At 40.5% G+C, this 21675-nt stretch carries 14 protein-coding genes; 4 read left to right on the plus strand and 10 right to left on the minus strand.

Features of this window, described 5'->3' with window-relative positions:
* Positions 1-70: 70 nt before the first annotated feature.
* From AC2CG4_RS17340 to AC2CG4_RS17355, 4 genes are all read right to left on the minus strand, one after another.
* Positions 71-475, minus strand: coding sequence for a hypothetical protein (locus AC2CG4_RS17340; RefSeq protein WP_484487466.1), 405 nt, complete (start codon positions 473-475; stop codon positions 71-73).
* A 64-nt stretch (positions 476-539) separates the two neighbouring features.
* Positions 540-881 carry a ubiquitination-like system serine protease family protein gene (locus tag AC2CG4_RS17345; RefSeq protein WP_484487467.1) on the minus strand — a complete coding sequence of 114 codons (342 nt, stop codon included), beginning with the start codon at positions 879-881 and terminating at the stop codon, positions 540-542.
* A 7-nt stretch (positions 882-888) separates the two neighbouring features.
* The gene (locus AC2CG4_RS17350) at positions 889-2280 is read right to left on the minus strand and encodes a ThiF family adenylyltransferase (protein WP_484487468.1); all 1392 of its coding nucleotides are present in this window, start codon (positions 2278-2280) and stop codon (positions 889-891) included.
* A 10-nt stretch (positions 2281-2290) separates the two neighbouring features.
* Complete coding sequence (locus AC2CG4_RS17355) at positions 2291-3430, minus strand: multiubiquitin domain-containing protein (RefSeq protein ID WP_484487469.1); 1140 nt, start codon at positions 3428-3430, stop codon at positions 2291-2293.
* A 519-nt stretch (positions 3431-3949) separates the two neighbouring features.
* On the opposite strand from AC2CG4_RS17355, the gene AC2CG4_RS17360 reads away from it, so the two are divergent.
* A complete protein-coding gene (locus AC2CG4_RS17360; RefSeq protein ID WP_484487470.1) occupies positions 3950-4891 on the plus strand; it encodes a BrxR family helix-turn-helix transcriptional regulator in 942 nt (313 codons plus the stop codon).
* Between the two features lie 118 nt (positions 4892-5009).
* On the opposite strand, the gene AC2CG4_RS17365 is transcribed toward AC2CG4_RS17360, so the two are convergent.
* The 6 genes from AC2CG4_RS17365 to AC2CG4_RS17390 form a co-directional block, all read right to left on the minus strand.
* A complete protein-coding gene (locus AC2CG4_RS17365; RefSeq protein ID WP_484487471.1) occupies positions 5010-8411 on the minus strand; it encodes a TM0106 family RecB-like putative nuclease in 3402 nt (1133 codons plus the stop codon).
* 316 nt (positions 8412-8727) lie between these two features.
* A complete protein-coding gene (locus tag AC2CG4_RS17370) occupies positions 8728-12015 on the minus strand; it encodes a DEAD/DEAH box helicase (protein ID WP_484487472.1) in 3288 nt (1095 codons plus the stop codon).
* Positions 12008-12799: a hypothetical protein gene (locus tag AC2CG4_RS17375; RefSeq protein WP_484487473.1), complete on the minus strand. Its 792-nt coding sequence runs from the start codon at positions 12797-12799 to the stop codon at positions 12008-12010. The genes AC2CG4_RS17370 and AC2CG4_RS17375 overlap by 8 nt, the downstream gene beginning before the upstream one ends.
* A gap of 296 nt (positions 12800-13095) precedes the next feature.
* A complete protein-coding gene (locus AC2CG4_RS17380; protein ID WP_484487474.1) occupies positions 13096-14172 on the minus strand; it encodes a DUF4236 domain-containing protein in 1077 nt (358 codons plus the stop codon).
* Positions 14173-14538: 366 nt separating this feature from the next.
* Complete coding sequence (locus tag AC2CG4_RS17385) at positions 14539-14859, minus strand: DUF551 domain-containing protein (protein WP_484487475.1); 321 nt, start codon at positions 14857-14859, stop codon at positions 14539-14541.
* A 78-nt stretch (positions 14860-14937) separates the two neighbouring features.
* Complete coding sequence (locus AC2CG4_RS17390; RefSeq protein ID WP_484487476.1) at positions 14938-15741, minus strand: hypothetical protein; 804 nt, start codon at positions 15739-15741, stop codon at positions 14938-14940.
* 837 nt (positions 15742-16578) lie between these two features.
* Here AC2CG4_RS17390 and AC2CG4_RS17395 point away from each other — a divergent pair.
* The 3 genes from AC2CG4_RS17395 to AC2CG4_RS17405 are packed head-to-tail and all read left to right on the plus strand — an operon-like array spanning position 16579 to position 21662.
* Positions 16579-19200 carry a hypothetical protein gene (locus AC2CG4_RS17395; RefSeq protein WP_484487477.1) on the plus strand — a complete coding sequence of 874 codons (2622 nt, stop codon included), beginning with the start codon at positions 16579-16581 and terminating at the stop codon, positions 19198-19200.
* The gene (locus tag AC2CG4_RS17400; protein ID WP_484487478.1) at positions 19190-20308 is read left to right on the plus strand and encodes an ATP-binding protein; all 1119 of its coding nucleotides are present in this window, start codon (positions 19190-19192) and stop codon (positions 20306-20308) included. The genes AC2CG4_RS17395 and AC2CG4_RS17400 overlap by 11 nt, the downstream gene beginning before the upstream one ends.
* Complete coding sequence (locus tag AC2CG4_RS17405; protein WP_484487479.1) at positions 20289-21662, plus strand: TniQ family protein; 1374 nt, start codon at positions 20289-20291, stop codon at positions 21660-21662. Before AC2CG4_RS17400 ends, AC2CG4_RS17405 begins: the two co-directional genes overlap by 20 nt.
* Positions 21663-21675 lie beyond the last annotated feature (13 nt).

Genomic DNA, 21675 nt, shown 5'->3' on the forward strand with positions numbered 1-21675 from the left:
TTTCAGCACCACATAATAGCTCCGCATTTGAATAGTCTGAACAGACATGCGCAAAGCTCATCGCGACTAATTATCTGGTTGAAGTTTCAAATGTGACAAACGCTAACAGATAGAGTGTTAATGTGTAGATGAATCCTGGATGTCGAAAGAGTTCACCAACAGAATTCTTATCACCTAGATAAGAAAAGGTTAGCAAAAAGGCTAATGTTAAAATAGAGCAAGCTAGCCATACCCCTAAATTTATAAGATCATCACTGGTGAGAAGGTGTTTGAACCACCCAACAAAATCAATCCAATACCAAATCAACCCGTAACTTATCAGCCCAAGAATTGGGATCAATATTGTTTTGATAGACATCGGCTTTACTAAAATTTCTGAACCGAAGACCATTAAGGCCAGTGATAACGTCAGAAATATGTTAAGGAGAAAAAAAGGTTTAATACTTTTGATTGAATTCAAAAAATCGCTGAACATTTTTTGGTTCTCCACTGTAAATTTTTAAAAAGTAGTATTTAAAGAGACGCTATTAAAGCACCCCTTATTTCGTCCACCTTATTTCCCCATTAATCAAATGGAAATGACTTCGGCAGCCCGTCTTTTTCCATAAGGATGGCTCAAATGTTACAATTCCATTGTTATCAAAAGAAAACTTCCAACAGGGAGTTCGGGAACTCAATAAGTTCATATGCAACAATTCCCCGCATCCACATGGGCATTGAATTACAGCAAGAAATGGACTTTTTTCTCCTCCCAGAATATAAACCTTATGAGGTTGTGGGTTTTTAGGGATATCAGAAACATATTCACTTCTGTAAAGGTTTTCTCTTTTAAAAAGCCAAACTAAAAAACAATTTAATAACTTAACAATGTATTTAAGCATCTGTCTGCTACTCACTTAATTCAGGAGAATTTAACAATGGACTTATGTCACCAAGCCCAACGTAGTTAACGAGCATCTCGCAAGGCTCTGTTTCACCGGATTTAAAAAGCAACATATCTGTAAGGCTCACTGTAATTAATGCCATATCCTTATTGTTAATTCTCTTGTAAGGGTGAACTCTCGATAAAAAGCTATCCATCGCATAAGATGAAATCAAAGCATTAACTGTGATCACTGCAGGTCGATCAATATTGACGCCATCAATGTATCCAACCTTTCGTTGCGCTTCATAAGCTTGTGGATCTGTTCGATAAAGCGACGCTGCTTCAAGCTGCTTTAACGTATAAACTCTACGACTAAAAAGGCTGGACTTTCCCGGTTGAATGTAATGGCACTGCATGCATGCGGTGGATATTCCTCCCTGGCCATCCGCAACCAGTTTTACCCCAAGGTCGAAGTACGGTAAGAGATAGAATGTCGCTAGCTTATTTAGCAAATGGCGACCATCAACGGAATCCATGCAGCCAAATATTACGTCGCAAACCGATAGGGCCCTCACAACCTCAGGATTAAATAAATCTTTGTTGTAAGGGTCAACCACAGTACCAATGCCAATTTGCTTAATTGCATCTTCAAGCATGTAGACCTTAGGCTTTTCGGCAGCAACATCTTCATATTTACTATTGGTAATTCTATTAAGATTTCCATCGTTCGCTGCTTTTGGATCAACCAAGACTAAATTGCCAACACCATTTCTGACTAATTGTTCGATCACCTGGCTACCGGTTCCCGAGCAACCGACAATTCCAACTTTTAGGTTTTTGAGTTGGTTGAAAGTCTTTTCTCCAAAAGTTTGAGATATTCGTTTTGAAAATTTTGGCGCGCCTTCATTCGAAGAGATATCATGATGTAACAGATCATTGAATTCGTGACCAATCTTCCAGAACGAATCTATTGGAAAGAATTTTCCAGTTCTGCTAACTACGCGGCCAATTACCATTCCATTTCCTAGAACAATTGCGCTCACATTCGGATTGTCCGAGTCTAACCAAGAGTATATTTTTGGAAATAGAGCTCGGTCGGAAAGATCGTCCGTTTCTGAAAATTGTTCGTATCCAGTCGGATGGCTATGAAATTTAATAACTCCAAAACCCTCTCGCTTTGCTTTTTCTAGCACAGGCTGAATTACATTAGAATTCCAAGTAACTTGGTCAGTTTTTCTGACAGAACAAGCATCATAAGGAACGGGAATGATTTCATTAACAAGTAACTTTTGATTACCTTTAAACGTCGCTCTACCGCAGAGTGCGAAAGCGACGGCCTCCTTGCCGTCACCAGGATGTAGATGTTTGGTTAATTGATCGTAATGCGCTTCAGTGATTCGAATAGATATATTCATTTTCTCACCTCTACTTATCCAATTCAGTGCTTAGCCAAGCGTTAATTGCTGCGAAGTGAGTTCCGACATTGTCCAACCCTGGTCGCCAGGGGTTTTGAGCTGTCCGGTGTCTTGACCAACGTTGCCATTCCTTTCCATCAAAGGGATCTGCGCAAATAGCATTAATTTGCTTACCGTCTGCTCGTGAAATTGGTGGGAAAAAATATGCCATATCAATTTGGGCGTCAGGATAACCCGCCTCAATGCGCATGTTCACTGTCACCGTTTGACCGGTATAACCCGCAGGGAGCGGCATATCATGGATCACTACACGTCGCACTCCGCTGTCTATAACGGCTTCCCACATGAGATTTAAGCTATTCAAAAAAATCTCATCTCGTGCGGGAAGACGAAATTGTCGGCGGGCCTCTAACCCTTCTGTCATATCCCGGGGTATGGTAATAAACCGTTCAATACCAGGACAGGAAAAATCAACTTTTTCATTGAGCGCTACAGTTTTTGTAGAGCCATCTTTAAATAATTGATAAAGGTCGTACTGTTCGGGATTTTCTTTTCCAGCTAAAAGCAAAATGTCTCGACCGGTTTTCTTCGGGACTCGAACCGTGTATTTTTCATCATCAATGCGGATTTTATATTTGTGAGCGGGGTTTACATCATCGCAATGTTCGCGATCAGTGGGCTCATAATCATTATCAACAATCGTCAAAATTGACCAGTTTGTACCAACGACAATATTTTTATCATCCGGCAAAATCACATCAGACAAACCATCAATATCCACGATAAATTTCAGCTGAGGCTCATCTAGGATATTTTTGAAGTCACGAGTGGTGATTTTGATTTTTTGAAACGCTTTGCTTCCTTCATAGACTTGACCATTCAATGTGAAAGGTATTGGTGAATGAAGAGGAAAATTTACGGATGTGTCATTACAGGCTTTCTGCGAGACAACTAATCGTTCGCCCCCCTTGATGATAAGAGCATCATTGGGGTGTATGGGCATATCAATTTCATTGGCAACATCTAACGACAGGGTGTAGTTGCGAGGTGAAATATCACCCAGACGATAAAGTTGCTCGCCTGTATACAATCCAGGAAAGATTGATAAAGATTGGTTTTGTATAAAAAGTGTTACATCAAACTTGGACATAGTATGGCCCTCTTGGTTGATCAAGAAAAAACGTTGTGCGCTCGTTCACTTGACTAAGAGGGTGCCCAAAACCATACTAGAGGTTCTCACGCCGCCTAGATTTTATTTAGGCACCCTAAAGGCAAGTGGATAACTATCTACTTGCCTTTACTTTTTTTCGCGCCTCACCCCCTTGAATGGCTCACCATCCTTTTTCACGTCCATAAATTGGCCGGTGCCAGCGTCCCGTTTGACCCATAACCCTGAAGGGGTCTGAGTTTGAGAACGTTCACGTACAGCCCCATGCCGTCTGTCGTCTCCACTTTTACCATTAGTAGCCATAAGGCCTCCTGTATGAAAAACACTAGATATCGGTATAGCTAAACAATAAAGCACAACATATGTCATAATTGCGATTTGTGTAGCTACCACGTATACTAATACCACGTCATAGGGCGAGTCAACATTCAACGCCATCATTTGGTGCTTTTTGAAATCAAATCCAATTACAATAAAAAAGATATGACTAGGGTGAATCAGGTGATCAAAAAATATACTTTTGACATTTTGCAAAGAGAGTTTGGCGTACGAGATGCTGAGCGACTGGCTTTTATTGACTTCATTTTCCAGTTCAAAGGATCCCTAAGTAGGAATGATTTAACTGCGTTCTTTGGATTGAAAGAGGCGGCGGCGTCACAAGCGCTTACAGAGTATCGAGTGCTGCGCCCTTTCAATATTGAGTATGAAAGGAGCTTAGGGAAAAATGTGATCGTACGTACAACCTTCGAGCCGTTAATAGAGATCGACGCAGAGATGGCTTTGGGTATGTTGGCAAATGGCTTTAATAAAAATAAGTTAATGGATGGGCCTTTAATACCGTATGTTCGTATTGGAAGCGTTCCAAAAAAATTGAATGTAGAACTTGTGGCCAAAGTGACACGGGCGATAAGTGAACAGTATGCAATTAGCTGTAAATATTTTTCAGCTACCAGTAGTAATCATGGAGATAGGACTCTGTTTCCAACGGCAATCTTTTATGACGGAGTCTCTTGGATGTTTAGGGCTTATCATAAAAACATGGAAACAAATCAAGGCAACTTTAAATGTTTCGATTTCTCTCGGCTCATTTCCGCCACTGAAATCCCAAAAATGACCTCCTCTAAAGGTGAGGAATTGAATAGTGACAGTGACTGGCACCTTATGACACCAATTGTTCTGGGAATACACCCTAACCTAAAATCAGATCAACAAGACTTATTGCGGTATGAGTATGGGATAAACTCGGTATCGGATGAATTTATTATAAATACTAAAGCTGTATTATTTTATTATTTAGTAAGACAGTGGAAAATTGATGTTCGTCCAGTAATACCAACATCTAACGATGAAAAATCGATGAGTTATAATTTCCACTTAAAAAATAGAAATACACTTGAGCATCTACATTGCATGGAAAATGTCTTTAAAGACTTTTCGAAATGAGTATTATATTTTATCAAGATTCCCTCTCCACAGAGCGCAGAGAGGGGGGGGTAGTGATTTTTTAATAAAATGATTTATTCTATCGAAATCCTGTTTCACCTATCGCTATGCAAACTTATTAAGTAATTGTTTCTGCCATTTCTAAATATCGGCAAAAAGCATTTAAAAGTTTCATCTGCCTTGGTGTTTTACAATCTGCTTCAAAAATTAATGGTGAGGCAACAAGAATAGCCAAACACTGGGCGCGCGATATAGCAACATTCATTCTATTTCCACTATATAAAAATTCCATTCCTCTAGGCGCATCTTCGTATGAAGAAGTCGCCATTGTATAAATGGCGATTGGTGCCTCTTGGCCCTGAAACTTATCGACCGTTCCAACACGCGCATCAGGAATTCGTTGTTGTATTTCGAATACCTGTGCATTGTACGGAGCTATTATTAAAATATCTTCAATGGATATCTTTCTTGCTACACCTTTTCTATCGATCCATGTTGAATTTGAAGTAATGATTGTATCAACGATTTTCTTTACCGCATCCGCTTCTTCGATAGATAAATTTGTATTGCCGGAATGCTTCACTGGGCAATATCGGAGCCCTGAACCAAAAAATTTACTTTCAGATTCGATTTTTTGTAGTTCACACCCGTTTACGGAGAAAAGTTTAGAATCATAGAATAACTCAGAGTTATATGTACAAATGTCCGGACTTAGTCGCCACGTATCCCTCAAAAACAGTCCTTGTTCTGGGCTGATAGTTTGTGCTCCATTAAGCACGTGGTCCAGTGAAGAAACGCCAGTTCCATCTGGATGCGACCCCTGAGTTGGTTGATCCAATTGCTGAGGATCACCCAGCAATATCACAGTTGTGGCAGCAGGGCATACGGCCAAAACATTAGCTAAAGACATTTGAGCAGCCTCATCTATAAAAAGTACATCTATAGTGTTAATAGCATCTGCTCTGCTCCACAAAAAATGAGTGCCTCCTGCAACTTGTGCTGTACCATTTGCAAGTGCTGTAAAAACGTCCTCATTTTTTCTAGCAAAAATTAAATGTTCTTTATCTTCCTCCATGTCCTTTGGTTTCTGTATTGCTTTAAGGTTAACTCCATCTTCGATAGCCGATTCAATTACTTTATCAATTAGATGTCTAATAACTTTATGACTATTAGCAGTGATGCCAACCCTCTTCCCTTGTTTTACAAAGGCGCATATCATTTTTGCTCCACTATAAGACTTTCCTGTCCCAGGTGGACCTTGTATAGGTAAAACACCAGAACGAATATTACTAGCAATTCTTAAGGCGGATTCAAGAATAGTTTCACCTTCATTTGTCATTGAATGACCAGATATATCAGGTAGTTTCTTGAGCAATAACTCTCTAGCCGATAGATAAGGGCCATCACTATCAATACCATTTTCAACAACATATTCGGCAATCCGCATAATTGCATCTGCTTGTTCATTCGTTGGAATGACTAAATGCGAGTAAACGGCTTCAGGATGAATATCTTTCGTCTGCCCAGTTTTTTTAATGTTAATCGTGCGGGATTCTTTACAAATAGCATCGACTGTCCCTAGCTTATTCCCTCCGTTTTGAATAAGACTTTCGCCCTCTCTTATATCGGTGTCTTGCGGTTCAAACTGATATTTATCAATTGGAATTCCCGTCTTACTTTTTTCGACAGTCTCCAAATAGGTAAGCCCAGAAATAGCTGCCTTTTCTGTTATGAGATCATCTGGGGTAAGATCTTTAAGCCTAAAAAACTCCCACCATGTAGCTTTTTCTTCACGACGATGCCAATCAAGTAAATATGCTAGCACCCACTTTGCCTGCTGTTCATTCGTTCTCTCTTTAACATCAATAGGAGTATCATGAGTGAGTTTTTGTATAAGATCTTGAACCTTTTTCGCTCTTTCATTGAGTTCTTCTTTAGGCGTTAATATAGGCAGTGGCGGCCTTGTAATTATCGCGCCATTCTCAATCAATTTAGCTCTTAAATTTTCAAGCCAATTTCTTAATTCATATGTGGAAAAGCAATCATCGGCATTGTAGCTTTCAACTACCTGTTTGGTAGCTTCGTTAATATGTTGAATGTCATTAAGCTCAATGCATGATGTTAATTTGGTAAGTGCAACGTTGGCATCATGTAAAGAAATTTTTCGCTGAAACTTGAAAAATTGTTCCAATTTTTTGATTGAATAGCTTTCAACTCCAGCATACATCGCATTTTTTACAATGCTGAGAAGGTCAACAAATACTTCTCCTCTGAGTAAATTATCAACCTCTTCCTCTCTGGTTGCATATCGGCCCATAAGGCGCTTTAACGCAGATGGCTCATATGGCGCGAAGTGATAGATATGCATATCAGGATATTTTTCACGACGAGAGTAAGCATCATCAATAAACTGTTCGAAAATATTTTTTTCGTCAGCTCGGGTAAATCCCCATAAACTTTTATATTTGAGCGCTTCATTTTCGTAATATGCATAACCTAACAGATATTCAAGTCCATGCTCTCCTGCAAAGGGATCACCCTCAATGTCAAAAAAGATGTCACCTTTCGAAGGTTCAGGCAATGCACACAATCCAACGTTAGGAATTAACTGTTTAAGCTTGTACTTAAGTTCCCCTGCTTTTCGTGATTCCATCTGCGCATGTGCTTGAGCTTTCGATTTCTCGTAGGTAACAATGGAACCTTTTTTGGGGGAGAGCGGAATAGGACTTGGAAGTTCTGCTAAGGCTTTAAGTGTTTCAATTCCATTGCCTTTTAGCTCGCTGATTTGATTTTTTGAAATATTCGCAACGAGACATAAATGATCATCGTTACGCCGCCTTAAGTCGCAATTATTTTTCCAGCGGCAAATATCACAATGAGACTTTGGGTCTGGGTACGTTTGTTCGAAAGTTCCAAGCTTGATAGCATTCAATGCTGCATTTTTTACCTTTCTGTAGTAAGCGGAATAATCATCAAAGCGAAATATTTGAGGTTCAAAATCAGACCACGGCGCTACAATATAAATATGTTCTGGCGGGAAACCTTGAATTTCAGCTAATAAATCGGCATAGAGACAAAGCTGTAAAATACTTCCACCTTTTGTATCTCTGGATAACTTAGTATCAATAATTTCATATGACCAACTACCGAATTTACTTGGCTTTTCAATCCGTTTCAGAATATCTGCTCTTCCTACAAAGTTTTCAGATCTCAGCGCAGCTTGTACGATTATCGGGACGCCGCTATTCATCGCCTCACATGTAGCTTTTACACTTGCATCGGATATTTCGATACCCTCTATGCTCACATATTCAAAGCCACTCTTTTTCAAGTGATCAAGATATGCTTTTTCGTGTTGATTTCCTCTTTCTGCGAGAAGCTCAAGAAGCGGATCATAATAGCTGGGCTTTTCAAGCTTTCCGTGAATCACTGCAAGATCAAGTGAACTTAAATAATTACAATTCAAATACCCAACAAGATCTGAGGCACTAAGAACGATAGTTGCATTTGAAATTTTCATAATATAATTTTTCACCTGTTATATTATTATCTCTAATTTATCAATTAGATTGGTCTTATTTTCTCACTTTTAAAATCTAGACTTGATAAAACTTAACAACTGCGGCTAAAAAACTATATTCCCATTGGTGAGCACTGAATTGCACCACTAGCGCTTCTTCAAAGAAACTTTACTATTGCGTTGAATTTAATATTTCAGTGTAACAATGCATCATGAGATCCCTGTGGGCTTTATATGGCTCGCCAGTATTGGGGTGAACTAAAGCAAGCTCACGAAAAGAAGTTTTTCAGAAAGTCATCCTTTAAATATACAAGCTTTATATATCTTGGTTATTTAATTCTTTATTGATTGCTACCCGTACCCTTTGCAGCGTTTGTGACCAAGTTTCTCTTGGCTTAGGTCTTTCCAAATAATGTTTCGCCCGCGCAAAGTGTTGGTGAATTTGCCTACGTGATAGCTTAAGATTTTGTAGTAGATTATTTAGCGCTGCCTTTTCATGTGAGTTTAGTCCAATTCGAATACACCGACCAAGCTGAAAAAGAGCTGGAGAAAGATATGCCGATTGTTCGGTGCTTGCATTAAATCGCCTGTGAAGTAATGCAGGCAATCCGAAAAGATAAGACAGCTCAGGAATAATTTTAAGTACAAACCGACGAGCCTTATCACATGTCTTTAGTTTGTTTCTTTCAGTTCCTAAGAGAAGCTCCATTTCACTTAATGTATCACCTCTCATCCAGTACCAGACTAACTTGCGTAGAATCGGAATTGCGAATTGAGCCTGTTCCTCAGCCGAATTCAATGACTCATACTTTTTGCCAAAAAGCTCTATTAGGCTTTGACGACGAATAACTTGTTCTAGTAAATCTGGATTTAATGAAAGCCAGTTAAAAAACCAACGCCGCCATTCTGGGATCTTCGCATCAGAATCCAACGGGTTTTTCTTTAGAGCATCAGATAACCTGGATACCAAATTCAAAGATAGTCCAAGACTGGCTGCAACTTGAGATTCCACTATTTCAGTTTTAGACTCAGGAGATTGGACTTTCAAAAATGCTGTTGCTGTATTAACTCTCTCTTGCACCCAACGATCATTTCCTTTTTTTCTAGCTAAATAAGCTCCAAAAGATGATTTGATAGAATCAACAAGCGCTTCTGATTGATTTTCTCCATCTATTGAAGACAACCTTAAAATTGCATATCTTTCTAGTTCACCATTGCTGTCGCTTTCTACATGAATTTGATCCAAAATTACCGAAAGAGGATCTTCTATCTCTAGACATTGATCAGATTGACCAAAGATTTCACGGAGATCCGACCAATGAGCACCTATTGTTGCCTCTTCAATATCGATACCAACAACTTTCCCTGGTACGACTAGGACAATACCATTTGAACTCTCTCCCGCACGACCCGCGCGTCCTGCTGCATTCAATAATTCTTGTGCCTGAAGGATCTCGCGCTTATCAGTTGTCTTATCAAATCGGCTATCTTCCCCAATTATTACTAATTCACTGGGTAAATTCATGCCTTGTGCAAGAGTTGAAGTCGCAGTTAAAACCTTTAGGCCATCAGATCTCTTATAAAGAGATTCACAAAGGAACCGCTCTTCTGGCAACAATAGACCATGATGGGCAGTTGCCGGTTTCACAACTCTGCCATTCTTAACATCTAAATATAAGTGGGCCTCTCCTCCCAGTTCCGTAATTGCAGTATCCAACCAGCCAGCTTCGTCATTCCTCAGTTTGATTGATATCGGTGGTAGCAGTTTAGATATCTGATTTGCCGCACTTACTGCATTCTTAATCGACTGGAAGAATACGAGGGTTTTTATATTCTTTTTTGTTGCAGCCGCAGCAATAGAAGAAGATACCGAAATGGCGTTAGGTGTAAGCCTCCAATGTGAGTTCGCTGCTAGTTGTACACTTTCTTCAAGCAAACCAACCAATACATATTCGTTTCGGTTTCTGGTTGCCCAAGTTTGTTTCATGCTGAAAAGCGCTTTAGCTTTCACATTTAGTGTTCGTTTGATAGCTACAGGCGGAGATCTTGTGCTAGATTTAACTTTCTCGGCCGACAATTTTCGGTTAAGTCTTGTGATGATTTCCTGATCGTAAACCACGCTTCCTCTTAGCTGTCGAGTCGGCCTCCAGGATAACGATAACGGAAGACAGGGACGACCAGTCAACTCCGATATCCACCTAGCAAGATCATCAGTATTTTTCACCATAGCCGACAACAATAGAAAATCCATGTCTGGTGCTATCTTCGAAAGATTTAATACACATAGCATCGCATCAATAGCACGACGGTCATTTAGATTGTCATTTGGGTGCAGAAGATGGCATTCATCAAACACAAATAGTCCAACATTAGTAAATACGTTTGAATCCATGCTCATCTGCGCTAGGCAAGATTCTGGTGTCATAACAAAAATTTCTGGAATATCACCATTGTCAGTTGAAAAATAAAATTCATCCAATTGTTCACGTTGAACCGGCGTGCCAGGAAACGAATAAGACAATGATTTCGATGTCTGGTCAACTAAAGCATGAGTGGGAGCAAGAAATAAAACGCTTTTCTTAGAGAGAAGAGCGGTATTAATTTTTAGCTCTGAAAGAGTAGATTTGCCAGCTCCTGTTGGAAAACCTACTACAGCAGAGACACCTATTCGAAGGTATCCCTGTTGAATGGCATCACGATGATTACGCCAAAGATAAGGACGATACTTAGCTATATGACGCATACTTTCGTTCCACTTTTTTTTGTTTATCTTAGGCGGAACATTAATATTAACAACGGAGCTATTGGCAAGATCTTTTGATACTGAAATCAAAAGTGATGCCAAATGAAAGGGGCCAGAAAAGACGCTAGTCGGTGCTCTTTCTGTATTTTCAAATACTTCTTGATTCGGTCCAATGCATAGCTTACACACTTCTTTAAAGATTGAGACTGGATCGCGAGCGTTATGCTCAGATTGACCTAAAATCTGATTTGCAAGTGCGCGAACACCTTCCAAAATTACCCTATAAAGAGAGTTCACAGCTAACGTAGCTAGATCTTCGGAGCCATCGAGTTTAATATCCGGTATTATGCGATTTACAATGACTGTAAGTTTTCCACAAGCAAGATCACGCAATGATATTATTAGCTCACTCTCAAAAGAATCAGAAGATTTGCAGTTTACTTTCTTTGATATTTCGCTCGCATCCGCAGTTGCTTCCGCAATCATATACAACAACATAGCGGCAATATCGCTTGAAATAGAATAAGCATTAATAAAAGTTTTTTGTTCAGCCCGCCCCAAAATATGATCAGCATCCAAACAAAGTTGATGAGCTGTAGCTGCAACAAACGCAGCCGCACTCCTATCTTCTCGATCAGGTAATGCGGAAACTAGCGCTTCATTTGTATACGCAAGCCTACGAATTTTCCTCAACAATTTGGAAAGCCTTTGGGGCTCTTCATTGTTCATATCACACAATCTAATGCGAGCAGATGCAATTTCTGCAAATGCCTCGGTTAGAAGAAGCGGTAAAGATTTACGATTAAGCCCTTTTAATGATGGAGTCTCACGAATAAGCCTCGCTGTTTCTTGATCATACATTTTCTGATTCCATTTCCTTTGCTGCAAAAATTGCTTTATCTGCCATATCTTTCATCCATTGTCGCAAGTCTTTTTGATAAAAAGTTTCAGCTCTTCTACAGTTAACTTTTTTAGTTTTGACTATTTTTTCATACCCACCAAAAAGGATTTTCCGTCCCTCTTCGGAGTGTTCTTTATCACCAATGGTTATTGACACTCGATATGAACGAGCTTGGTTCCATAGGACCTTATTGACGACTTGTTCAGAATCAACAGATCCATGCATAGCAAGCAAATTAGTTAATTCAGAAATCAGCTCATTGTCCCTAGAGCCAGATTCAATTTCCGTGAATTCTGGCCAAACTTGACTAGTGATTTTTCCTCTAGGCCCCTCGGTCGCCTTTTCTTCACAAATTACAACTGACACCACATTAGTGTTTGAGGAATCGAGCTGCAAATGAATGCCATCAAATCCTTTGTGCGCATGAATCATGTGAGGAGCTGATTTAATTGTTTTAGGATTCTGAAGATTGGCGGCGATCCAAGAAATTACTTGAAATAGCCATCCATCTCGATGCCATGGCTTTGCGGGATCTTTAGCTGTTAATAGATTAATAGCCCCATCTAAAGCAGTCTTCGCGGGTATTAATGAAGTTGCATGTGTTCCGTTTAAAATTTTTAACGCATGCCGCGACTGACCTAAGGCCACACGCGCTATTAGCTTTGCCAACTCATTCTCATTGGTGATTGACCAATCTGATCCAGACCATGAATTACCATCATCAATTGGTTCGAATTTAATCATGTTTCTTTTTCTCTCTAGCATCCAGCAAAGCCAATAACAAGGATGTCGCATTGTCTATCATTGATAATATGCTTGCCTTCTGCAAACTCAAATTTTTGATTTCAGTAGCGCAATCGAAATCCAAGGAATTTGGCTGAAGTCCAAAAAACTCTGACCTAAACACATCGGACTTTTGTGAATTCTCATCTCGTGACTAACTTTTTATTGAACATATCTTTAACGTCAGCTATATGTGCGCGATGGTTACGCCTCTAAAGTCCGCTTTTTGGCACACCAGCATAGATCAACCCACGTACTCAATTAATAGCCTTAGCTAACAATCCAACAGTTGTGGAAAATCTATCGCCAAACCCACATCGAGAAACCTGTAAAATTTCATTCAATCCGGTCGAACTCGACAAGCTAATTTGCTCATAACGACAAATAGGAATTTGTCTATTATCTTTAAATCTTTTGTCTGGCCCACCAGATTTATTTACAAATCGCCAAGTTCTATCAACAACTTCAGCATCTTTGGGAACGCCTTCATCTTCAATAAATCTCGTAGGATTAACGGCAATTTGTAGAGAGCTGTAATTAACCGCACCGACGCCGTTTAAGTCATAAACAAGAACGCGATCTGGAAAGAAATAAAGTGTCTGGCGCCCAACACCAATAGCGATAGTTTCCACATTCGTTTTTACGAAAGGAGGTTCGGCTTTTGTTATCGATGTAGATTTACGCTGAAGGAGGTTGCTTGCACCGGCATGATATTTTTTATCGTAGACTTTGCCTGATGCTTCGATATGCCATGCTTTAACACAACTGGCTAATTGACTGGCAGCCTCATGTAGTTGAGCGTATGTTTTTTCAAGTTCAGGATCGAACTCGTAAAGTAGAACAGTAGTTTTAGCGAGTGTGTCGCGAGTGTGAGCGGCATAGATTGCAGCCAAGCAGGTAAGGATCAATATGGTTAGTCCCCAGGCCGGCCAGCTTGATGAGGCAGCCAGCCAAAACAACCATACGGATGCGACTGACACCCAAGGCCATAACCGCATTTTCCTACGCTTGGAATTCAGCTCGTCCAGAAGCTCACGCGACGATGAGTCAACGATCCGAGAGATGTCTGCAGACTCAATTTCCTCCAAAGGAGCATGAGTCCCGTCGGGAATTGGCAAATCTAATTGAGGTACCGGTGATGGTTTGAATTTAGCTGGAACAGTAGGAGATAAAGCTGCCCGGTAGGATAAGCCACCGCTACCCATACGAATCCAGTTCCCACGGGGGCCAACGCCAAACCGCAGACCGGTAATTCCCGTGGAAACGCTTACCCCGGACTGGGAAAGGTTAAACCGCAGAGGCCCAACTTTTACGCTTTTTCTCAGAAAACCCATTATTTATCCTTATAATTCCCTTGGGGCCATAGCCAGGAACGCCCCACTTACACGCCAGATCTAACAGCTGATATTAGCTGTTTTGTGAACTGACGCAAATTTCATGGGATTACAGGGACTTAATAAATAAGAGCCTTTTCGCCAATCCAGCGTGACATCAAGTACCCAAACGTCAGGACACGCACACCTCTAAAATCCCGCGATTTAATATGCAGCATCCAGCTCAGTATATCGCCATGTTTCGGGATCTCTAGGCCTAAGTAACCGTCAGTCTAACTAACTGTAAGGGTCATAAACTCTAAAACTTCGAGCATGCCGCTCTTGCAGATCCTCCAAACCGTAATTTCTTATTGAAAGTCACCCCGATCACTTAATCTTGGAATGATCCCCTTCAAAAATGCACTCGAATATTTCGGGAATGTCGCCAGTTTCTACACTCCCAAGAAAGCGGCTTGGTTTGGAATCGATATTTACACCCGCGTAGTGTTCTGCAATAGGTAAGTGCTTTGTATCCGGTATCGGCATCCACCCAACAATGACAACGTCTTCGGGAAGATTTATCCATACGCCATCAGCTGCGTAAATATCGGTAATTCCGCTATTGCCACGCCCAGGCCAGCATCCCAGATACAATGCAATAACGGGCAACATATCTTCTGGCATTTTCTCTATGCAATTAATCCACATGATAATTACTCGTCAGGTGTCTAACAAAGTTGGGGAAATTTAGTCATTAAGCAACCAAGTATCAGGACAAGTTCTCTATTAAAATCCCGCAATTTCATAAGCAGCTTCCAACTCAGTATATCGCCATGTTTCTGGATCTCTAGGTCTAAGCAAACGTCGCGTTATATGTTGCTTTGAGTAAATTTGCCTTTCAATTACCGACTCGAGAGGCCTGAGAAACTGCATTGTTGTGAGATTACGATAGTGAATCTTTTTTAGGCAATCCAGCACCTCTCGCCAACGCTTTAGAAACCGCTTATCTCGGCACAGCCCAGGGAGCGCTTGATATGCAAACTTCATATAATTCAAATGCTTATGCGAATCCGAAACCTCGGCCATCCTCACCAAGTAGAGGATGGCAGTAAATCCCCAAATGTCACCCCGTTCAACCAATCCTTCAGCGTCATCGATTAGGCAGGGAGCAAAAGGTATACCCATACTTTCAGGATGTGTAGGGTCAGGAAATATCCACCACTCAAGACCTCCATCTGTGAACAAATAAGGAGACATAAGCTTTTTCAGTTTGGCCTTCGATATTGGCTTGTTTCTTAGTAGTTCAAATACAGGCAGCCCATAAAGTTGATCGCTCCCCTCATAAATTCCCGCTATTAGGTTTACATGACGCTCTTTTACCGCGTATTTGCCTTTTAACCAGCACAAAATAATCCCGGTTCGTGCCCCATGCACGGTTAAGATTTTTTTGGACAATTCATGCCTGTTGATTCGATATGTGGAAAGTATATTTTCCAGCCAAAGCCGTGTTTGAAGGATGTCTGAGTCATCTTTCGAGCCAATTTTCTTTCCTAGCAAGCGATGAGCTCGCTCTCCAATTGAGTAATACATATAGCCACCCCCCTCTGGAGTTTTTAGCCATAAATATTCGAATAAACTCTATCGCGCATCTTTCGCCCGGGAGTGATAAATTTGGGACGCCTGATGACCAAGAGCGACACGCATGCGGTTTTATACAGAATGACTCTTACTTCTACAAGCAGACTGAAATACCTGAGGGAAAGGTATGGTGAACTACTGACATTGGAGGATGTGGCGGAGATATTTCGTTACAAAACCGTAGCCGCGGTCAGAAAAGCACACTCAAGAAAGACACTCCCCATTAAATTGTATCGCTTCAGTGGGCGTGCAGGATATTTAGCTCGGGTTGAAGACGTCGCAGATTGCATCGAAAAAATGAGCTCGTCCTAGCCTGTCCCAGTACGTCCCATAAAGATGATGGATTCGACAAAGGCCTTCATTCGCATGAAGTGCATCAAAAAACTAAATATTTTCCAGGGGAGGGATAATTTTTCTATTTCCAAATAGATTTTGGAAAATGCTTATCTGATGAAACCAAATCAACAAAGACGGGAGGTGTATCTCAAATAACTTACTAAACCGAGATGAATAAAACGGGACAAACTACAAGTTCGTCCCGCTCTTTTGGATGGATACAAAACACCTAGACAATGTCAGTATCTCTCCGCGAGAGCGGCCAAGTCAAGCACTTCTTGTAGCACTCCCCTCATACCTGTGATTAACGTTACCGAAAATTGGGAAGGCATTGTCACACCCTCAATTTGACCAAACAGGACAACTTGGGACAAGACAACGCGTCAAAGGACTCGCTCATCCATAATTTGGTGACGATCAACTCACAGAAAATTTTTCTATGAGGATATTGTTATGTCAATTTCGAAAAAACAGCTTATCAAGTTACTGCGTAAGATCGTGGGCAATACAAAAGGCATTAGTTATGTATTACGGCACATTAAAAATAATGCGCCAAGCCGAAGACCAACGGGAAATTACCTTTCTGTGCACGACACCATCGCCTCACGAAAAATGGGTTGGACCAGAGACTCCGAAAGCCGCTCCGTAGAGCTTCCCCTAATATTATGGTGTGAATTTTCTTCAGAAGTTTTGCTTTACTGGAGCCAGCCAGAGCAGATCAAAGTCACTTATAAAAATAGTAACGGACGCACTATCAGTTACTTAATTACACCAGATCTGTTAGTCATTACTTATGATGAAGTTTATCTCGTTGAAGCCAAGAAGCAATCATGGTTGGACAATGCGATCGTAGAACAACCGGATAAGTACAGAAAAACAGATAAAGGTTACGAGTACATTCCAGCATTGGAGACCGCTAATGCCATGGGGCTTGGTCACCGGATATCAACAGATAAAGACTTTTCTCCTACATTTACTAGAAATTGTATTTTCCTACTCAATTTTATTGATGAGCTTAGAGCGCACGATGAGACCGAAAGTGAAAAAATAGCTGAATGCATAAAACAAAATGGCAACAGGTTAAAACTTAACAAGCTATACGATGTTTTTACCCAGCTATCGGTTTTACGTGGACTCTTTCACAAGAATCTTTTTATCAATTTCGATCAAGAGTTACTGTGCAATCCAGAAAGAACTTGGGTTTACGCTGAGAAAAACTATTTAGACGCGATACGGTCAACGATATCAAAAAACAATCTTCTAGCTGTCAGCGCGATAGGGCAACTAATTCATGAGAAAACTTTATGGTGGAATGACACTCCATTTGAGATCCTGTGCGTAACCTTACCTCCATCACTATCAGTAAAGCTCCGCAATGCGGATCGACTTATCAGTCTATCGGAAAATGAGCTTGAACAATTAATAGAACTACAGGAATTGTACGTACCGATCCCTGATGATACAGAGCTTAATAAATCAGCCGATATACTTTGCAGTAAGAAGTCTTATCAAATAGATGAGGCAATACTACGGCATTCAATCATTAGCGGGGCTAAAAAAAATGATAGATGTTCAACAAGAACTATATATCGGCTTAAAGCAAAAATAAGATCTGGATCTGATGCGTTTGTAAGCCTTGTATCCAATAAGGAAAAACGAGGGAATCGAAAACCAAGATTAAGCGAACAATTGCTTAGCGTTATTGAAAAGTTTCATTTAATACTGCTTCAGCCATCCTCATCATCGGTATATTCCGTTTATGGAGAATTTATAACGGAGTGTCAAAAGCGAGGACTTCCAGAATGTTCTTACAAAACATTTAATAGTAGATTTCGAAAAATTGACCCGCGTTATATTGTATTAAAGCAACAAGGCTTTCGTGCTGCCTATGCAATGGGACCAGAACCAAGAGAGATAAATCTGGATTGGGATCTTCCTTATCATGGTGACTTTATCTTTGAAATTGCACATGTTGATCATACCCCAATTGAACTTACCTTAGTCTCAAAGATTAATGGCGAAGTGCTTGAAGGCACGCTAACACTAAGCATCATGTATGACGGCCATAGTCGCATTATTTTGGCCATTTACATCTCATTTGAAAAGCCATCTTATCGTTCTACTATGATGCTGTTACGAGAATGTTTTCGCCGCTTCAAACGCCTCCCGCTATTTTTAGCAGCTGACCATGGACCCGACTTTGAGAGCGTCTATTTCGACTCCACCCTAGCTGATCTTGGTATGAATAAACGTAGACGTCCTAAAAGCGCTTCTCGTCACGGATCAATTATTGAAAGGGTATTCGGCACTACAGAAAGTGAGTTGATCCATACACTTGCTGGCAACAAGCAATTACAAAAGCTGGGTAGAGGTCAATCTACAACCCATAAATCAGAAAAGTTTGCTGCATGGACACCGGATGAATTTAACGCTCGGCTAAAGGATTATGTCTACTTACATTATCCAACCATCAATCGTCGCGGCATATCTGAAACACCACAAAATCGTTGGGATTGTTCTCTTAAAAAATTCGATGGAATGCCAGGAGTAAAAGTTTTATCAGAGGCGAGCTTTTTCATCTCAACACTCCCCGATGCGGATGGAGACGGGCATAGAGTAATCAGGAAAAATCAACTTTCATTCAGACACACGACATACCTTCTATCCAAAAAGGTTCCTGGATATTCAGGAGCAAGAGCCAGTGTTAGAGTGAAATACAATCCGTACGATTATTGTCACATCTGGGCACTCATCGAAGGACATTGGGTGAAAATGACAACTAATGATGTTCTTGTGCGTGAGTGTCATGACAAGGGCATACAGTTGCCTCACATGGAAATATTCCCTCGTCATCTGAGAAATGGCAGACGCTATCGAAAGGGCCCCAAGCAATCCGCAGCCATTCACTTCAACAATCCACAGCAAGAACAACATTCTTTTAATACTAAGAATTCAAATATCGGACTACCCGAACCCACCGAAGATGAAGCTATCAGCACAAAATTTTCAATTGACATTCAATCAATTGAAATCCTACCTTTTAACGATGACATGGAGAATAAAGATGGACAGTAAAACACTTGATCTACTTGAAAACCATATAACGTTAATGCATCGAAATTTTGAAAGCGTGTTTACCGATATATTGAGTGCGACGCAACATGGTCGCAAAGATGAAATAGTTTGCGTAATTGGGCCAGCAGGCATAGGGAAAAGTACGATGCTGAATTATCTATCTGGTTATCTAGTAAAACAACAGGCAGCAGGCTGGAAAGACGATTACTTTCCACCAATTATTGTTGAAGCACCATCAAGGGTAAAAGGGGAATTTCCTTGGCGCGCTTTTTTAGAGGAAATTCTTGAAAAGCTAGGAGATATCAATGTTGACAATGCGCTTGATTTGGATGAGGCCGAAAACCGAAAAAGGCAAGGAAAATGGTCCATTTCACGAAGCAGGCCGACAATCGCCCAACTGGAACGAAAAATGCGCTTAAGAATAAAATCATTTAGACCCATAGCAATTTTGATCGATGAATGTCAAAACATGGTGGATAGAATTTCTGACAGTGAAAAAATTGCAAACCTAAACAGGATGAAAAACTGGGCAAACACCATGAAGACAAAATTTATTTTGTTCGGAACGCATGAAGCCAAAGAGCTTCTCAACCTAAATGAGCAACTGGCTCGAAGGGTTCTTCCCATTTATTTTGCGCGATACTCGCGCGAAAGTGAAAATGAAGTTACGGCATATGCTCAATTTTACTACTCACTAATAAAGCATCTCAATTTACGTATATCCCCAAAAGCGCACGATAACTTCTTTGATATTTATGATTACTCCTTGGGATGCCCTGGGCTTTTAGTATCCTGGCTCCATCGAGCAATAACAGTTTGTATTAGTACAAACTTATCAACAATCACACCAGCAATTTTGAAAAAAACCCGTCACACCAAGAGTGCTCTTCAAACTGCAGAGAAAGCCATAAAAAACTTTGAAACTTATTACCAACAATCTCTTGAGGACTTTAACCCTAGTGAAGTGTTATCTGATGCTGATGCTGATGCGCTATACCAACCGGATCTCTTACAAAAGTCATCCATGTCAAAAACCTTGAAGCGCAACCTGAAGCCAGGTCAACAACATCCAAGATATCATAAAGTCCATGAAAATAGATTTGAATGATATAGAGCTACTTGATGCAGAGGAAATCGACTTTACAGAAAGTCGATTTCCTTATTTTATTCCGCTTAAGGTTGCTGGGCACCAAAGTGGAGATATAGAAGCAATGAGTTCTTACATATGCCGTCACGCGGAGATGGTAATGGATTGGTCCCATATCTACGGCCAGCGATTATTGGATAATTTCGTTACCACTCAAGAACTACCTGCATGCAAAAAGAATTCTGCTGAAGTATTAAGATTATGTAATGGTGTAGGTGTAATTGCACAAAGATATATAGAAGCCATTACAGCTGCATCAGACACAAAGATAAATGCACAATTTTTAACTCTATATCCTTTGCGATCTTTATGCGACAACAATGCAAGAGGGATGCAAAAGCAATATATGGAATGGTGCCCAGAGTGCTGGAAACAGGACCGGGAATTGGGAGAGTCACCTTATGTGCGTCTCTATTGGCTTGTTGAGAGCACAAAAATTTGTGTGGCGCATAACCGCAGGCTATCAATGTATTGCCCAGCTTGCGGAGAGATAAAACTACAGTTTCCCAAATTTCCCAGGCAATGGATATGCGACAAATGTGGAGAAGATTTATCCAAGCCAGACGAAAAACATGCGCCAGAAAATTTCACAGCAAAGGATGCATGGGTTTCACATGCTATTTACAGACTCATAGAACGCATCTATTCCGACGAACTCATTCTCGATCAACATATAGTTGCAAAATCCATCAAGCGCCTCCTTCAGTGGTCAAATCTATCTCAACTGGGTTTTTGTCAAAAACTAAACATAGAACCAAAATCAATCAAGAACATGCTGGATCCTAACCATAGGCCTTACTTTCTTGCTTTCCTTGATCTTTGTTACAGAATGGATTTGCCGCCCGATCAATTTTTACTGGATAAGGACGTTCTTACATCCACAGAGCTCTGGCGGGGCCTGCCTAAGCCGGCGTTTGTGAGCAAAGTAAATTTGAATGACAAGAAGAAAAACCATATTCGAAACGAACTGAAAAAGGTTTTAACTGATAATCCTAATCCTCCTGTCAGAGTCAGTCACCTAGCAATCAAATTTGATATCAGTTATACGTGCTTACAATACAACTTCCCTGATGAGTATCGCGAGCTGAGAGCGCGCTGGACGAAGTGGGATAAAAATTACAGAAGGAATAATCATACGGCAAGACTGGAACATTTTGTGAGTGCCGTTTTTTCTCTAACAAAACATGGCATTTATCCAAGCGAGAGAAAATTACGAGATCTTGAATTGGTACTACCCAGTGATCTTCGAAGAGAGGATGTTAAATGCCTGCTGAGAACATTTCAGGAAATCTATTCGGACCTGCAGTTTAATTAGTTTGTATATATGA

Source organism: Cellvibrio sp. ATLC23 (assembly GCF_057196725.1).

Coding starts and splice junctions, on each gene's coding strand:
- AC2CG4_RS17340 (WP_484487466.1), bottom strand. CDS start 475: ATGTTCAGCGATTTTTTGAATTCAATCAAAAGTATTAAACCTTTTTTT.
- AC2CG4_RS17345 (WP_484487467.1), bottom strand. CDS start 881: ATGCTTAAATACATTGTTAAGTTATTAAATTGTTTTTTAGTTTGGCTT.
- AC2CG4_RS17350 (WP_484487468.1), bottom strand. CDS start 2,280: ATGAATATATCTATTCGAATCACTGAAGCGCATTACGATCAATTAACC.
- AC2CG4_RS17355 (WP_484487469.1), bottom strand. CDS start 3,430: ATGTCCAAGTTTGATGTAACACTTTTTATACAAAACCAATCTTTATCA.
- AC2CG4_RS17365 (WP_484487471.1), bottom strand. CDS start 8,411: ATGAAAATTTCAAATGCAACTATCGTTCTTAGTGCCTCAGATCTTGTT.
- AC2CG4_RS17370 (WP_484487472.1), bottom strand. CDS start 12,015: ATGTATGATCAAGAAACAGCGAGGCTTATTCGTGAGACTCCATCATTA.
- AC2CG4_RS17375 (WP_484487473.1), bottom strand. CDS start 12,799: ATGATTAAATTCGAACCAATTGATGATGGTAATTCATGGTCTGGATCA.
- AC2CG4_RS17380 (WP_484487474.1), bottom strand. CDS start 14,172: ATGGGTTTTCTGAGAAAAAGCGTAAAAGTTGGGCCTCTGCGGTTTAAC.
- AC2CG4_RS17385 (WP_484487475.1), bottom strand. CDS start 14,859: ATGTGGATTAATTGCATAGAGAAAATGCCAGAAGATATGTTGCCCGTT.
- AC2CG4_RS17390 (WP_484487476.1), bottom strand. CDS start 15,741: ATGTATTACTCAATTGGAGAGCGAGCTCATCGCTTGCTAGGAAAGAAA.
- AC2CG4_RS17395 (WP_484487477.1), top strand. CDS start 16,579: ATGTCAATTTCGAAAAAACAGCTTATCAAGTTACTGCGTAAGATCGTG.
- AC2CG4_RS17400 (WP_484487478.1), top strand. CDS start 19,190: ATGGACAGTAAAACACTTGATCTACTTGAAAACCATATAACGTTAATG.
- AC2CG4_RS17405 (WP_484487479.1), top strand. CDS start 20,289: ATGAAAATAGATTTGAATGATATAGAGCTACTTGATGCAGAGGAAATC.